Annotated in this window: 15 protein-coding genes and 1 tRNA gene; 9 read left to right on the top strand and 7 right to left on the bottom strand. The window is 42.1% G+C overall.

Going from position 1 to position 16,402, the window contains the following annotated elements:
* Positions 1 to 495 (bottom strand): RNA-guided endonuclease InsQ/TnpB family protein (locus tag PN457_RS10490; RefSeq protein ID WP_271733223.1); only part of this gene is annotated, 495 nt, incomplete at its 3' end.
* Positions 496 to 633: 138 nt separating this feature from the next.
* Entirely contained in the window at positions 634 to 1,866 is a 1,233-nt protein-coding gene (locus tag PN457_RS10485) for a methionine gamma-lyase family protein (protein ID WP_271733224.1), read from the bottom strand.
* An 87-nt stretch (positions 1,867 to 1,953) separates the two neighbouring features.
* Between PN457_RS10485 and PN457_RS10480 the strand changes: the two genes are divergently transcribed.
* From PN457_RS10480 to PN457_RS10455, 6 genes are all read left to right on the top strand, one after another.
* Complete coding sequence (locus PN457_RS10480) at positions 1,954 to 2,772, top strand: acyl-CoA desaturase (protein WP_271733222.1); 819 nt, start codon at positions 1,954 to 1,956, stop codon at positions 2,770 to 2,772.
* 213 nt (positions 2,773 to 2,985) lie between these two features.
* A complete protein-coding gene (locus tag PN457_RS10475; RefSeq protein WP_271733221.1) occupies positions 2,986 to 4,044 on the top strand; it encodes a fatty acid desaturase in 1,059 nt (352 codons plus the stop codon).
* A gap of 195 nt (positions 4,045 to 4,239) precedes the next feature.
* A complete protein-coding gene (locus PN457_RS10470) occupies positions 4,240 to 5,310 on the top strand; it encodes a fatty acid desaturase (protein WP_271733220.1) in 1,071 nt (356 codons plus the stop codon).
* A gap of 130 nt (positions 5,311 to 5,440) precedes the next feature.
* On the top strand, positions 5,441 to 6,529 hold the full coding sequence (locus PN457_RS10465) for a fatty acid desaturase family protein (protein WP_271733218.1): 1,089 nt from the start codon (positions 5,441 to 5,443) through the stop codon (positions 6,527 to 6,529).
* A gap of 348 nt (positions 6,530 to 6,877) precedes the next feature.
* Complete coding sequence (locus tag PN457_RS10460; protein ID WP_271733217.1) at positions 6,878 to 8,311, top strand: site-specific DNA-methyltransferase; 1,434 nt, start codon at positions 6,878 to 6,880, stop codon at positions 8,309 to 8,311.
* Between the two features lie 9 nt (positions 8,312 to 8,320).
* Positions 8,321 to 9,298 carry a type II restriction endonuclease gene (locus PN457_RS10455; protein WP_271733216.1) on the top strand — a complete coding sequence of 326 codons (978 nt, stop codon included), beginning with the start codon at positions 8,321 to 8,323 and terminating at the stop codon, positions 9,296 to 9,298.
* A 217-nt stretch (positions 9,299 to 9,515) separates the two neighbouring features.
* On the opposite strand, the gene PN457_RS10450 is transcribed toward PN457_RS10455, so the two are convergent.
* The 5 genes from PN457_RS10450 to psbZ form a co-directional block, all read right to left on the bottom strand.
* A complete protein-coding gene (locus PN457_RS10450; RefSeq protein WP_271733215.1) occupies positions 9,516 to 10,781 on the bottom strand; it encodes a glutamate-5-semialdehyde dehydrogenase in 1,266 nt (421 codons plus the stop codon).
* Between the two features lie 4 nt (positions 10,782 to 10,785).
* On the bottom strand, positions 10,786 to 11,193 hold the full coding sequence (locus tag PN457_RS10445) for a hypothetical protein (protein ID WP_271733214.1): 408 nt from the start codon (positions 11,191 to 11,193) through the stop codon (positions 10,786 to 10,788).
* A gap of 242 nt (positions 11,194 to 11,435) precedes the next feature.
* Positions 11,436 to 11,507 (bottom strand) — tRNA-Gly (locus PN457_RS10440).
* Between the two features lie 112 nt (positions 11,508 to 11,619).
* Complete coding sequence (gene ribH, locus PN457_RS10435) at positions 11,620 to 12,201, bottom strand: 6,7-dimethyl-8-ribityllumazine synthase (protein ID WP_271733213.1); 582 nt, start codon at positions 12,199 to 12,201, stop codon at positions 11,620 to 11,622.
* Between the two features lie 168 nt (positions 12,202 to 12,369).
* On the bottom strand, positions 12,370 to 12,558 hold the full coding sequence (gene psbZ, locus PN457_RS10430; RefSeq protein ID WP_271733212.1) for a photosystem II reaction center protein PsbZ: 189 nt from the start codon (positions 12,556 to 12,558) through the stop codon (positions 12,370 to 12,372).
* Between the two features lie 176 nt (positions 12,559 to 12,734).
* Here psbZ and PN457_RS10425 point away from each other — a divergent pair, with 176 nt between their 5' ends.
* From PN457_RS10425 to PN457_RS10415, 3 genes are read left to right on the top strand one after another with little or no spacing between them, the layout of a single operon-like run.
* Positions 12,735 to 15,431 carry a CBS domain-containing protein gene (locus PN457_RS10425; protein WP_271733211.1) on the top strand — a complete coding sequence of 899 codons (2,697 nt, stop codon included), beginning with the start codon at positions 12,735 to 12,737 and terminating at the stop codon, positions 15,429 to 15,431.
* 16 nt (positions 15,432 to 15,447) lie between these two features.
* Complete coding sequence (locus tag PN457_RS18325) at positions 15,448 to 15,804, top strand: DUF6883 domain-containing protein (RefSeq protein ID WP_334310758.1); 357 nt, start codon at positions 15,448 to 15,450, stop codon at positions 15,802 to 15,804.
* Positions 15,805 to 15,823: 19 nt separating this feature from the next.
* Positions 15,824 to 16,072, top strand: a complete 249-nt coding sequence (locus tag PN457_RS10415) for a DUF4926 domain-containing protein (RefSeq protein WP_271733209.1) — start codon at positions 15,824 to 15,826, stop codon at positions 16,070 to 16,072.
* Positions 16,073 to 16,402 lie beyond the last annotated feature (330 nt).

Genomic DNA, 16,402 nt, shown 5'->3' with positions numbered 1-16,402 from the left:
TTGCTCGTAAGCAAAAGCAATGAACCAGCTATTAGCAGTCTTTGATATTGTGATTGATTTACAGGTTGTGTGTGGCAAGCCTTCATAAGTTTTTACCCTTCCAATCGTCGGTAGCTTTATTGATTTGCCGCCTACTGGAATCGGCTTACCTCCAGCATCAATGGTAAACGCGTCGCGATGTCCTTTCTTTTTAAACTTAGGATATCCACCTTTACCGCTAAAGAATCTAGAGAAAGAATCACCTAAATGGTCGAAAGCATATTGAGTTATTTTCTGACAAATACCTTTTTGTTTAATCCATTCAAACTCAGGTTTAACATGATTATTAAAGAATTTATTCAGAATATATTTGTTGGGCTTTAATCCATCTTTATAAAGATTATTCCAAGTCGCTAAACCCCAGTTATAAGTAAACCTGGCAATACCTGCGTGTTTATTCATTATTATTTCTTGGGTTTTACTCAGTTTTAACTTTGTTTTAATGGATAAAAGCATTGCTCGACCTCAACACTGTACTTCTTTGTTGTCTAATTCTGTCATATCTTGTTTAGAAACATAAATACACTTATAGGTGTGTAGATAAGTGTATAGGTTTGTCTATTTAATTGTCAACTAGGCTACTACTCACTCAACCTATGTAGCCATTCCCACCGCTGCGATCGCCGCCTCTAATGCGATCGCCACATGGGTCCAGTGAGTCCCCCCCTGGCAATAAACCACATAAGGCTCACGCAAAGGACCATCAGCGGAAAATTCTAAAGTGCTTCCCTCAATAAACGTCCCCCCAGCCATGACTACTTGGCTCTCGTAGCCCGGCATATCATCGGGAATGGGGTCGAGATAGGAACCTACGGGTGAATGCTGTTGTATGGCTTTACAGAAGGCAATTAGTTTGGCAGCACAGCCGAGTTTAATGGCTTGAATGACATCCCCACGGGGTGCTAGGGGTGCAGGATTGACTGGATAACCTAACTTATGGAATACATAACCAGTTAGGTGAGTTCCTTTCATGGCTTCCCCTACCATCTGGGGAGCTAAAAATAAGCCCTGGAATAACAGGCGATTTTGGTCGAAGGTAGCACCACCATAACTACCAATCCCAGGAGCTGTGAGACGACAGGCGGCCGCTTCTACTAGGTCAGCACGACCAGCAATATAACCCCCCGCTGTGACGATTGTCCCCCCAGGATTTTTAATCAATGACCCGGCGATTAAATCGGCACCAACATCTGTGGGTTCTCTGGTTTCAATAAATTCCCCGTAACAGTTATCTACAAAACAAACGGTGTTGGGGTTTTGCTGTTTCACTAGGTAAACGATTTTTTCTATGTCGCTAATTGATAAACTCGGCCGCCAGGAATACCCGCAAGAACGCTGAATCAACACTAACCGGGTGTTCTCACTAATGCTACTACTTAGGGTTTGCCAATCTATAGTTCCTTGGAGGGTTAGCTCCAATTGGCGGTAATTTATGCCAAACTCAAGAAGGGAACCTTGGCCTTTACCTCGTAAACCAATGACTTCTTCAAGCGTATCGTAGGGAGAACCAGCTACTGCTAACATCTCATCTCCAGGACGGAGCACACCAAATAAGGCGCAGGCGATCGCATGAGTACCAGAAACAAACTGCACTCGCACCGCCGCCGCTTCAGCACCCATGACTTCGGCAAACACTTGATCTAACGTCTGTCTTCCTAAATCATCGTGGCCATAACCACTGACACCAGCAAAATGGTGTGCCCCAACACGGTGATGACCAAAGGCATCCAGGACTCTTTTCAGATTATGCTTGACCTGAGCGTCAATTCCAGAAAAAATCTCTAACAGTGCCTGTTCTGCTTGCCGCAGCTGTTCCACGCTATTCATTAGTTCCTCTTTCACAAAAAATTAGTTAGATATGCGGATTTTCCAATCACGCAGATTAGGCTAGACAATTTCAACTCGGGTTATTGCATGACAATTGCTACTTCAACTAAACCTCAAATTAACTGGGTGAATACCCTGTTTTTCATTGCTCTGCACATCGGCGCTTTATTTGCTTTGGTTCCTAGTAACTTTAGCTGGAATGCCGTTGGTGTCGCTTTATTACTTTACTGGATAACCGGTGGATTGGGTATTACTCTAGGTTTTCACCGTCTGGTAACTCACCGCAGTTTTCAAACTCCCAAATGGCTGGAATATTTCTTGGTGTTTTGTGGGACATTGGCCTGTCAAGGAGGTCCAATTGAATGGGTAGGTACACATCGCATTCATCATTTACATTCTGATACCGAAACAGACCCCCATGATTCCAATAAAGGCTTCTGGTGGAGTCATATGGGTTGGTTAATTTATCACTCTCCTGCTCATGCTGACGTTCCTCGGTTCACCAAAGATATTGCCGAAGACTCAGTTTATCAGTTTTTACAGAAATATTTTATTTTGATTCAGGTGGCACTGGGTTTATTACTCATGTATCTGGGTGGCTGGCCTTTTGTGGTCTGGGGTATCTTTGTTCGCATTGTCTGGGTGTACCATTGCACCTGGTTGGTGAACAGCGCTACTCACAAATTTGGTTATCGTAGTCATGATTCTGGCGATCGCTCCACTAACTGCTGGTGGGTGGCGGTGCTAGTATTCGGTGAAGGCTGGCATAATAACCACCATGCCTATCAATACTCTGCTCGTCACGGCCTGGAATGGTGGGAAATCGATTTAACTTGGATGACTATTCAATTACTGCAATTACTCGGTCTAGCTACAAATGTCAAGTTGGCAGGTAAAAGGCAGTAATTTACAGGTGATTGGTTAATAGTGGGTCAAAGCTAATTTCCCTGAAAAACTAATAACCATTCACCACAGGGAAAATTATCTCCTATAGCTAATAAAAATAGTGCGCTTGTGTAGCTGAGATTGCTATAATCCAAGACGCTAATGTTAAGAAACTTTACATCCATCCACCTTTTTGGTGAATTGGTAGGGAAGTCTGTTGTTTTCCAGGTATTCATGACTACATCAATAATCAACAGCCAAAAACTAGGTGAGGACCTTGGCGAACCCAAGCTGAAGCTACAAGATATTATCAAAAGCTTACCCAGGGAATGTTTTGAGAAAAACAGTCGCAAAGCTTGGACACAAGTTCTCATCAGTGTTTCTATGGTAGCCTTGGGCTACTATCTGCTCACCATCAGTCCTTGGTTTCTCTTACCCCTAGCTTGGATTTTTACCGGTACTGCTTTAACAGGTTTTTTTGTCATCGGCCATGATTGTGGTCACAGGTCTTTTGCTAAAAGTATGTGGGTAAATGATTTAGTGGGGCATTTATTTATGATGCCGTTAATTTACCCCTTCCACAGCTGGCGAATTAAGCATAATCATCACCATGCTCATACCAACAAGTTGGATGAGGATAATGCTTGGCATCCCATTAGAACACAAGTGTTTACCAATTGGTCACCCTTAAAGCAATTTGCCTTTGAAAGGTTTATGCGTCAGCGTCTGTGGTGGGTAGGTTCCATTGGACATTGGGCAGTGGTACATTTTGATTGGCGGAAATTCAAAACCAAAGACCAATCAAGTGTTAAGCTTTCTGTGGCTGTAGTAGTTGTGTTTGCCGCCATCGTTTTTCCTCTTTTGATTGCTACAACTGGTATTTGGGGATTTGTCAAATTTTGGCTACTACCCTGGATGGTTTACCATTTTTGGATGAGTACCTTCACAATTGTTCATCACACCGCCCCAGATGTTTCTTTTGAAACAGCTAACAAGTGGAATGAGGCTTTAGCACAACTATTTGGTACCATTCATTGTGATTATCCCCGCTGGGTAGAAATCCTCTGCCATGATATCAATGTCCACGTTCCCCATCACATTTCTACTGCTATCCCTGCTTATAATTTGCGTCTAGCCTATAGCAGCATTAAGAAAAATTGGCAGCCTTATCTACATGATGAATGTCAGTTTTCTTGGTCTTTAATGAAGCAAATCACAGACCAATGTCAACTGTATCAAACTGATATTGGCTATCAGACCTTCAATGAGTATTACGCAGGAAAACAACAATAAATACCACCCGGCATAAATTGCATTCTCAATACTTGCAACAGTGCTGATTATCCTGTAAATTAAATAGGCTCTGGTAATTCTTAATCTACTTTTAAGCTGAGTTGAATTACCAGAGATTACCTTATAGGGTATTAGTGAAAGCTAATCCCAAAAATATGTCAAAAAAGTCTGATTTCTATCCCACAAAAGAATCAAGTGCCATCAAATACTATCGCTTTCAATAATTCTGATGACTGTAAATTGTCTGAGGAAAAAACCCAACTTCCCTTTACTCTTCAGGATTTGAAAGCTGCTATACCGGCTGAATGCTTTCAGCCAAATGTAACTAAATCCCTATTTTACTTTTTTCGTGACATCTTGATTATTAGCCTACTTTATGCAGTGGCTTATTATCTAGATTCTTGGTATTTTTGGCCAGTTTTCTGGTTCATGCAAGGGACAATGTTTTGGGCTTTGTTTGTAGTTGGACATGACTGCGGACACCAATCTTTTTCTAAGCAAAAATGGCTCAATGATTTGATTGGACACTTATCCCACACACCAATACTAGTCCCTTATCATGGTTGGAGAATTAGCCACAGAACTCACCACAAAAATACTGGCAGTATCGATAATGATGAAAGCTGGTATCCTGTGACTGAATCCCAGTACAAGGAAATGCCACTATTGCAAAAGATAGGGCGATATTATGTCTTTCTTTTGGCTTATCCGGTGTATTTATTTAAGCGTTCTCCAGGTAAGGAAGGTTCTCACTTTTCACCTAGCAGCCCCCTGTTTAAGCCATCGGAAAAATCGGATGTGTTGACTAGTACTATACTGTGGATTGCTATGGTAGGTTTACTAGGTTTCTTCACCTATCAATGGGGTTGGATGTGGCTGCTAAAATACTACGCTATGCCCTACATTGTGTTTGTGATTTGGTTAGATTTGGTAACATTTCTACATCATACTGAGCCAGATATTCCTTGGTACCGTGGGGAAAATTGGACTTTTCTCAAAGGCGCAATTTCTAGTATTGACCGTGATTACGGTTGGGTAAATCACATTCATCATGATATTGGTACTCATGTTGCTCACCACATATTCCTTAACATTCCCCATTACAATTTGTTGAAGGCGACTGAGGCGATTAAACCAGTGATGGGTGAATATTTCCGCAAGTCAGAGGAACCTATTTGGAAGTCTCTATGGCGTTCTGCTGTTAGCTGTAAATTTGTACCGGATACAGGTAGCAAGGTTTACTATACTTCTAAGAGTCAAAACTAGGCTAATATCATCCACAGCCATACCAAGAAAGTCCGCTTTGGCGGGCTTTTTTGATCTCACACACCCGGTGGATAAGAGAAGCTCAGGAGAATCAAGTTCTCCCACAATACAATCCAGTGCAAGAACATATATGACAGAAACACAACCAAAAGTAACTTTTACCAAAAACTACGGTTTTAGAAAAGAACTCAATCGCCGGGTTGATGCTTATTTTCAGTCGCAGAATATTTCTACTAGAGATAATCCTGCAATGTACATTAAAACAGCAGTCCTTTTTTCCTGGGTAATCTCTGCTTGGGTATTTACTCTCTTCGGACCACCACAAATATGGATAAAAGTCATCAGCTGTATTTTCTTAGGATTGGGAATTGCTGGTGTTGCTTTTAATGTAGGACATGATGCAAATCACGGTGCTTACTCTCGCAAAAAAATTGTCAATAATATCTTGGGTATCACTTATGATATCATTGGTCTATCTAGTTATTTGTGGAAGTTTAGACATAATTTTCTCCACCATAAATACACTAATTTATTAGGGCATGATGTAGAAATACATGGTGGTGGATTAGTGAGGATGACTGTCTATGTTGAGCATAAATGGTATCACTCGTTTCAACATATATTCATCTGGTTGATATATACTATCATACCCTTTTATTGGTCTATACATGATATTGGTTTCATTACGGTTAACCGGAAATATCACACCTATGATATTCCTAAGCTTAAACCAATAGACCTGTTGATTTTTGTGAGTGGGAAATTTATTTGGCTAGGGCTATTCTTGGGAATACCAATTACTATCGGATATACACCTATTCAGGCGCTTATAGGATTTTGTATTACTTATATGACCTATGGCTTGGTGAGTATTACAATTTTCATGCTGGCTCATGTTATGGAAGCAGCAGACTTTATTGAGTCCAGTGGTGATTTAAAGATTGAGGATGAATGGGCAATATTTCAAACAAGAACTACCGTTGATTTCGCTCCCAATAATCAATTTTTAACCTGGTATCTTGGTGGTCTTAACTATCAAGTTGTTCATCATTTATTTCCGAATATTTGCCATATTCATTATCCTCAAATATCTAAAATATTAGCTGATGTTTGTGAAGATTTTGGCGTTAAATACAATGTTTGCCCAAATTTTACTGCCGCATTGGCTTCTAATTATCGCTGGTTAAAACTCATGGGAACTGCACCTCATCTAGACTAAGTTCATACAATCTTGACAAAACTTAAGAAGATGTTTTAAAAATCAAAGTTAGTCAATAATCAAGCCAGTCGTCTGAGTATGATGGGAATCATGGCGATACTGTTCCCATGTTAGGTTGCTAGGATATACTTTATTCGTTTACTCACAAGGTGCTGATATCTACAAATCTCAGCTTATACCTTGTGAGCTTTTTTCCCAACCCTCCCCCCTTTTAAAACATCCTCTTAAATCTTGTAGCCAATTGTCCTCCACACATCTGTTAGGGCAAATGGGATGTAACCCAGAGTCAGCAGACTATTAAAGGCACTGATATAATAACCGTATGCGTGTTTTATGGGGACAATACTTGTGACAAGTCTGTCAAGCATCTCCGACATCACCCCTGAAGTCCAAAATAGTGCTCTTAGAAAAATTGATAACCTTGACAAACAATTGCAGCATCATTTTCAAACTAAGTTTTTAGTTCAGCCTGCACTTACTAGACTTTTAGTAAGTTTTCAAGCTAATAAAACAAGACCTATTTATCGATGGTACAAGTATAAAGAAGCGTTCTCTGCTTCTCTTGTTGAGCTTTTACTGGAAAAATACAGGCTTAATCAGGGCAAGATATTAGATCCTTTTGCAGGTAGCGGAACCGCTTTGTTTGCTGTTAGTGATTTGGGACTAGATGCCGATGGGATTGAATTGTTACCCATTGGTCAACAGATTATTGAAACCAAGAAGGTTCTCGATAGCGAATTTATATCCGATGATCTTATACGTCTCAAAACTTGGTTAAGTTCCCAAATATGGAAACAGAATGATAGAGAGTTCTGTTTACCAGAATTTAGGATTACAAAAGGAGCTTATTCTACAGAAAACAAAAGAGCAATTGGGCAATACCTCGGAGCTTTTTATCAGGAGAATCCAAGAGTCCGAAAAGTTTTGCTCTTTTCTTTGCTTTGTGTTTTAGAATCCATAAGCTACACTCGCAAAGATGGACAGTATCTTCGTTGGGATTATCGTTCCGGTCGTGGACAAGGTAAAAAGCCTTTCAATAAAGGTGAAATCTTAGATTTTGATAATGCGATCGCTAATAAAATCGCAGAAATTATTAATGACCTAAAACCTCATACACATCAGACAGAACTTTTTTCGTTTAAGAGAGCGCCTGGTAAAATCCAGCTTTACAAAGGGTCTTGTCTGAAATTGCTACCGACTTTACCTGATGCAATTTATGATGCTGTTATTACGTCTCCACCCTATTGCAACCGATATGACTACACTCGTACTTATGCATTGGAGCTTGCATTATTAGATATTTCTGAAAAGGGACTAATTGATCTCCGACAGGAAATGTTAAGCTGTACAGTCGAAAATCGCTCAAAAGATTTATTGGCTATGAATCCAAATTGGAGATTGGCTTTAGAGACTGCAAATTCACAACCTCTATTGCAAGCTATTCTGGGCTATTTAGATAATCAGAAACTTCAAGGTGTATTAAATAATAATGGGATACCCAGGATGGTTAGAGGTTACTTTGATGAAATGGCTTGCGTCATACAAGAATGTTCTCGCGTACTCAAACCCGGAGCAGTATTGTTTATGGTCAATGACAATGTGCGTTATTCTGGTATAAGTATTTCAGTAGATATGATCCTATCTGACTTTGCAGAGAAACTAGGTTTTATAGTTGAAAATATTCTCGTTTTACCCAGCGATAAAGGTAACAGTAGCCAGCAAATGGGAAACCATGGGCGTGCTCCCTTGAGAAAGTGTGTTTACGTATGGAAAAAACAGTAAGCCGCTCCTATGAATGCTTATCATAATCATCTTCAGTCTAGTGACGATCTTGTCACAACCTATGAAGCAACTCGTGCGGGCTTTGTAGCACTTGCCCTTGAGAAGAATCGACGGGCTAGCCCTTATGTTGCAGAAGCAAGGGCACTTCAAGAAGCAGCAAATCTGGCTAAGAGTCCTGCTGACTTATTACACATTCATGGTATCGACATGGGATTATTGACCGCGGCAGGATTGTCTGATAAGTCTCTTGCTTATTTGACACCAGAAGATAAAATTGATGCGATTAATGGTTTAGTCAAAAACTTTCTGGAGCCAGCAGGTGCAAACTTTGTAGAAGAATTAGTGTTTAGATTTCTCTTGACTCGTGGCGATACGCTTGGAGGCTCGATGCGTAATGTTGGTGGAGCTTTGGCACAAAGAAAACTAACTCGTACTATTCTTTCAACTCTTACAATTGCAGGTCAAAGATATCACTGGCAGCATTCAAGAACAAAAAAGTGGATAGGGATGACAAACGATGACGCAGAAATTGAATTATCTTTACGCGGACTCAGTTGGGAGAGTGATCTGGGTAGGCGTACACTTATCTATAACCTAAATATTCCCTTGGTTAAAAGTAATGTAGATATCTGTTTGTTCGACCTTGCTCCAGAAGCACTACCTGCTAATAAATCTCACAATATTAAAATTAAACGTGTTCAACTTGAGCCTTACACAATCGCATTGGGCGAACTCAAGGGTGGAATTGATCCAGCCGGTGCTGACGAGCATTGGAAAACAGCACAAGCGGCACTCAATCGTATACGACAATCATTCGCGGATGCTGGTCATTTATTACCACTTACATTTTTTGTAGGGGCAGCGATTGAGAGAAGGATGGCTACCGAAATTTGGAAGCAATTAGAAAGCCAGACGCTCAGTAATGCTGCCAACTTAAATGAGGAGAACCAAGTTGCATCTATTTCTCGTTGGCTATGTAGTTTGTAGAAGCAACAGCTAGCTAACAATTCGTGGTAGGGAACGGTCGAAAGCCGTTTGTGGTGAGTCCAAGGTTATCTGCCCCCGCTTATGAATATCTACCGCTAAATAGGTTTTCGCAAATCCCCCACCACCTCAGGGTTTAACTGGTGGATACCAGTTTCTCAATGTGACTAAGGGAACTCCACAACTGGGGTAAAATACAGCTTGACTTCTCTGTTCACTTCTAAAACCGCCCATTACCTTGAATAATATGTTTAGCAGTAGTTAAAGTTTCTAGGCTAACAAACCCCCTGCGGTGTCCTTTTTGGTTAGACATACCCAGAAATACTGAATCTCCACGGGAAGGGTTACGAGAAAACCGGGGGGAAGTGTTGATGTAGGTGGAGGCGCTATTCACCCCCAAGGCAAACTGGCGACTTTCTTGATAGGATTCCGTGGCAATACAGTCAGCGTGTCCGCTACTATATTGATTAATCCAAGCGATCGCATCTTCTAAAGTGTCTACCAGTTTAAATGATACGGTTTTTGTTAAATAAGCGCTACCCCATTCACCTGCTTTGACCGGTTGTAGGTGGGGAAACTCTGCTACCAGTTCTTCATCTCCTTTAATTTGAAAGCCTTTTTCTTGCAAGCTGTTCCACAGAACTGCTAAAGATGATGGCACAGCCTGGCGATGAATTAATACTTTTTCTATGGCGTTTACTGGGTCTGGTTCGCTTTCGTGGCTATCTATAATCATCCAGCGTACCATCTCTAAGCTGCTATTCACAGACCAGTAAAGGTAACAGTTACCCATTGCTGACTTTAACACTGGACAAGTTGACTGCCGCATTACCTGCTGGACTAAGCTAAAACGTCCGTAGGGTATGACTAAGTTCACATATTTGTCTTGGGTGACTAAATCTCGCATGGAAGCACCGTGTTCTGCCTTAATCAGTTCCACACAACCAGAGGGTAAACCAACTTCCTCAATGGCGCTTTGCAAGACATTGGCTATGGCCTGGTTGGAATGACTCGCCTCTGTACTGCCTTTGAGTATAATACTATTACCAGTTTTGATACATAAACCGGCGGCGATCGCCCCTAAATCAGGAAAAGCCTCATAAATAAATCCAATCACTCCCAAAGGCATTAACTGAGTGTAACTTTGAGAATCTTCTAGTTGATAGTTAGCAGTTCTGACTCGCCGTAAGGGGTCGGAAATTTCTCCTAACCTTTGCATAATTTCTACTGCTGCTTCTAACCTAGTGGGAGTCAGCTTTAGCCAATCTAAAATCAACTCTGGTACAGCCATTTCTTTGCTGGCTTCTAAATCCAAAGTGTTGGCTTCTAAAATGTCGTCAAAGGAATTTGCTAGCGCCTGAGCCATTGCCAACACAGCCCGACTGCGGTCTAATCCCTTGGTATACCCTAAGTTAAGGGAAGCTTGATAAGCGCGTTTAGCGCTATTAATAGGTTCAGGGTAATCATCCAAAACTTCAACAGTCATTGAATTAACGTCTGTAAGTAAGCCAGACCATCAGTGCTGGCAGAATAGCCAACAGTACAGCTACTATTGCCCAAGCAATAATTCTAGAACTATTTGCCAATTGCAGTGCTAATGGTAACCATATAATCACTAGCACGAAAATAATCCCTAATGCTATAGGTAGATAGCTTTGTCTCATCTGAGTAGGCACAACACGCCAACTATTTCCCGTCCAGTACCAGGCTCGCTGGTAGGGATAGCTAGTTGGAAGTTGTTCTAGGATATGTCCATTATCTTGCACTACAAAGATTTGTTGACAGCGATCGCAACCAAATGCTTCTGTAAGTGTAATTGGAACTAACTGTCCTTTGCGACGGCACGGACAGATATATTCCCCATTCAAGTCAATTTTTTCGGGTTTTTGAGATGGCACAAGCGTTCTATTAACTTGAGCGTGTGTTTCTTGTTGTGAAGAGAATACCTTCCCTAAATAGTTTGGGGTTTGGTTCCCCTATATCAATGCCCAGCAGATGGTAGATCATGCTGCCATTCCAATAGCGAGACTATATCATGTGTAGTACACCCATAAAATACAAGTTGACTACACCCCAAACTCTCTAACTCAATGTAAATGCTCTTAGTATATATATTAACTTAGAGTTTTTACTTTTTACAAGCGGGTAACGCGATTCGAACGCGCGACATTCACCTTGGCAAGGTGACGCTCTACCACTGAGCTATACCCGCAATCTCCATCCTTTATCTATATTCTCAGATATATTTTTATTTGTCAACCCCCAATTTTGCCAGTTTTCCCTCTCCTGGACAAGGAGAGGAGCGGAGCCACTCAGAACCAGTCTCAGCCTACTTCTTTTGACTCGGCGGCTAAACTGCCCAAACTTGGACTAGAAAAAGATCCTGGTAAAGACTGGCCATTCTGGGGGGATAACTCTGTGAGACTAGACCGCAATTGTCGCATCAGGTTAGCCATTTCCAGAGCGTTCATGGCATAATCCCAACCATGATTGCCTTTAATACCCGCCCGCTCTAAAGCTTGCTGCATGGTATCCACCGTCAAAATGCCAAAAATTACCGGCACACCAGTTTGGAAGCTAGCGGCTGCAATCCCCTTAGAAACTTCAGCAGATACATAATCAAAATGAGGCGTTTGTCCCCTAATGACAGCACCTAGACAAATTACCGCATCATAACGATGGGAAAGTGCGAGTTGGCGTGCTACTAGAGGTACTTCAAAACTTCCCGGAACCCAAACATAGTCTACCTGACTACCATAGGGGTCCGGGTCTACACCGTGGCGTTTCAAGCAATCTTGACAACCCTCTAACAGCTTCCCGGTAACAAGGTCGTTGAATCGAGCCACAACCACTGCTAAATGTAACGGTTCGGCTGGTGGAGCAAAAGTTCCCTCAAAAACTGCCATGACTGCCTCTTAATCAACTATACTCTGGCCAATATACATTTCTTCTTTCAATGCTCAAGAGCAGGAGAGCACAGTTATGTAAATAGAACAAGATAACAGGAAAATCTTGTTCTTGGCTCTTCTGCTCCGGCGCTATGCTATTTTGGCGAAATAGACCTCAGCGATCGCTTAAACTACAAAAAAGTTTAATATACCCACTAAAATCACCAAAGCAAACCAGACTCCGGAACCAACCCAGAGCAGTTTTTTTGATTCTACCCAACTTTGCGGAGTAGCATAGGCCACAGGAACCCCAATTACTAACACAAAAGATGTGAGAACTAAAGATATCAGAGCGAATTGAAATATTATAGTCATTTTTGCTTCTCCCAAAACAGCGGAATACTAAAGATACAATATCCTAAAGGGTGACCCAACAGTTTTTACTCATATGTTAAGCTAGCAGAAATTGCGTCACCATACTCATTAGGAACTAAATTCTAGTTGGTCGTGAGCAATCCCTCACCGCCAATGAATATTTCCCACACAGGACTATGGACTTAATTCTTTGTCACACCACGGCTGATTTCGATGCCTTGGCAGCTGCGGTAGGTTTGAGCTGTTTATTGCCTGGGAGCAAGATTGTACTTAGCGGTGGCGCACATCCCCCCGTGAGAGATTTTTTAGCATTGCACCGGGACGAGTATCCCATCATGGAGAGACGTTCAGTCATTCCCGAAGAAATTCGTTCTTTGAGAGTCGTTGACACACAACATCGCGATCGCCTGGGTAAAGCCGCCGAATGGTTAGAATTATCCAACATAGAAGAAATCATAGTTTATGATCATCACCTCAGTCAACAGCTAACTATTCCGGCCACACAATCCCACATTGAACCAGTGGGAGCCTGTACGACCTTAATTGTGGAAGAGTTGCAAAAACAAGAAATTGCCCTTACACCAGTCCAAGCCACAGTCATGGCCTTAGGTATTCATGTAGATACCGGCTCATTAACATTTGAAAGTGCCACACCCAGAGATGCTTTAGCTTTAGCTTGGTTAATGCAACAAGGAGCCAGAGCATCAGTAATTTCAACTTATCTTGACCCTGGGTTATCGCCTCAACTACAACAGCTATTAACTGAAGCCCTGGAAAACTTAGAGTATTTTGATTTACTAGGATATAAAATCGCCTGGGTGACCATAAAAACAGATAATTTTGTACCAGGACTATCAAGTTTAGCTTCAGAGCTTGTAGAATTAACCCAAATAGATGCCTTACTACTGGCAAACGAATATACCCACAAAGAAGGCGACTTGCGTTTAACAATCATTGGTAGGTCGCAAATTCCCGGCGTAAATCTCAATCTCCTATTTCACATATTCGGCGGTGGTGGACATTCTCAAGCCGCATCCCTAAGTCTGCGCCAAGGAAATACACAAGAAATATTACAACAACTCCTAGAAGGCATCAAAACCTCAATTCCCCATCCTCCCACAGCCAGAGACTTAATGTCTTCCCCAGTCCGGACAATTAGACCGGAAACCACAATTTCCCAAGCACAAAGAATTTTATTACGTTATGGACATTCTGGTTTATCTGTAGTTGATACCCAAGGAAAACTCGTGGGAATTATCTCACGACGGGATATAGATATTGCCCTACACCACGGATTTAGTCATGCACCAGTCAAAGCCTACATGACAACTAAAGTTAAAAGCATCACACCAGACACCATCCTGCCAGAAATTCAAGCCCAAATGGTAACCTATGATATTGGACGCTTACCAGTATTAGAAAACGGGCAATTAGTGGGAATTGTCACCCGTACCAACGTACTGAGGGAATTACATCAAGCCGAAGCGGAAAATAAATTCCCCATCACCAATTCCTTCAAAACTAACTTGAATACAGAATTACAAAATCGCCTAGCGCCGCAGATGTGGGAATTACTCACCGTAGCATCCCAAGCAGCGGAAAAACGCGGTTGGCATCTTTACTTAGTAGGTGGTGCGGTGCGAGACTTACTGTTAGCAGAATCAGCCGCAGGGACATTAATGATTACAGATATAGACCTTGTAGTTGATGGCTTTCACCAAGCAGCAGATGTTGGCGCTGGTGTAGAACTAGCCAAAGCACTACAGAAAATTTACTCAGGGGCGCGGCTAGAAATTCATGGTGCTTTTCAGACCGCGGCCTTATTGTGGCACAAAGACCCAGAACTAAACTCATTGTGGATGGACATCGCCACAGCTAGAACAGAATTTTATCCTTACCCAGCTGCAAATCCGGAAGTTGAAGCTAGTTCCATTCGTCAAGACTTGTATCGCCGTGACTTTACCATTAACGCCCTGGCTGTGCGGCTGACCTCCCCTCGTCCTGGGGAATTACTGGATTTCTGCGGTGGTTTGATAGATTTACAAGCCAAGCAAATTCGGGTATTACACCCCAACAGCTTTATTGAAGACCCTACGCGCATTTATCGCGGTGTACGGTTTGCTGTCCGCTTTGGATTTGAAATAGAAGCCCAAACAAAAGACTTTATCAAGTATGCCATTAACAGTGGGGTTTACGATCGCACAGCCCAAACCAACATCAAAACCCCAGCCCTACAGACTCGACTCAAAGCCGAGTTAAAATATATTCTCCAAGCCCCCTATGGTAAATCAGCCTTACAACTACTCAATGAATTAGGGGCGTTGCAATGTATCCATCCTACCCTGAAATTAGATAAATCACTTGTGCAGCAATTGCGATTGTTAGAAGCCTGTTTAAGACGATTTGACCCGCAAAACCACCTCATCCCCTGGGAGATGCGCCTAGAAGCCCTAATCGCCCATTTAGAACCACAATATCGAGTCAAGGTAGCCACAAATCTGCACCTACCAGAAGATGGTATTCAACGCTTGCAAAACTTAGCTACAGCCCAAACACAGGTGATGGAATTATTGCCAACTTGTCAGCGTCCCAGTCAAATAGTGCAGTTACTGCGACAGTATGATTTACCCATGCTGATTTTAACAGCTTTGCAAACAGACCGAACCCTCAGACGGCAGATATGGGGTTATTTGCAAGTTTTAGTGAACGTGCAGCCTCTACTCAATGGTAATGATTTAAAGAAATTAGGCTACAAACCCGGGCCGCAATATCGGCAAATATTAGATGATTTACTTGCTGCTACTGTGGATGGAGTGATTAAAGACACAGCCGATGCAGAAAATTTTTTAGCCCGGCACTATCCTGCTATATAAATCCTAGAACTGAGGAATGCTTATCCATGTCAGCTTTTTCATGCTCCTTCCCAATGCAGAGAACGCAATTGTCGATATTCGTAAACTTCGCGACTATTGCCTCAATCCAGAACATAACGATGGCAAGCACAAAGCGCGACTGTTTTTATCGTGCCTTGGGATGACTGCTGATAACGCTGAAGAATTACGCCAAATTTTGCTTGAAGTGATTCAAACTCAAGAAGTGCGACTCGGCAGACAAGATGAGTTTGGGCAACGCCATACACTAGATTTTACGATTGAATGGCAAAATAGAAGTGCGACCCTTCGGAGTGGCTGGATCATTGAGCATGGTTCGGAAATTCCGAGGTTAACAACCTGCTACCCACTGTAGTGCTTGGAGGTGATCAGAGATGCCAAAAAATACAGCCAAATTGCTAGATGTTATAGCTTTGACCGTTGACCTTCCTGAATATAATTTATGGCGCGGGCAAGTTGGGACAGTGGTTGAACTGTTAGCTGATGGTACAGCATTTGAGGTCGAATTTAGCGATCGCGCTGGACGCACTTATGAATCTGTCGGGTTGCGTTCGGAGCAAATTATGGTGTTGCATTTCGAGCCAGCATCACCTGACATCAAATCTACAATGGTCACAGCGTAAGCCGCATAACAACTCTGCTGGAGCGGACTGATGAAAGACTTGGTTGTGTTGCAAAGGCTACTCACAGCCGCCCAGCAGGAATGTTAGACTGAATATCGCTAAGTGCGATTTGTTCTCTTGATCGGGAGCATTTATGCTCAGGGATGAGAGGTAAGACTGGGTAAAAACCAGATTCTTATAACTGTATGTCTAAATCCACCCCTACAATCTCGTGCTGCTTATCTATTGCTTTGTGTTCTTGCTCGTAAGCAAAAGCAATGAACCAGCTATTAGCAGTCTTTGATATTGTGATTGATTTACAGGTTGTGTGTGGCAAGCCTTCATAAGTTT

This window comes from Anabaenopsis arnoldii, assembly GCF_028331025.1.
Lineage (GTDB): Bacteria > Cyanobacteriota > Cyanobacteriia > Cyanobacteriales > Nostocaceae > Anabaenopsis > Anabaenopsis arnoldii.
This window is presented reverse-complemented; position numbering and strand designations above follow the sequence as displayed.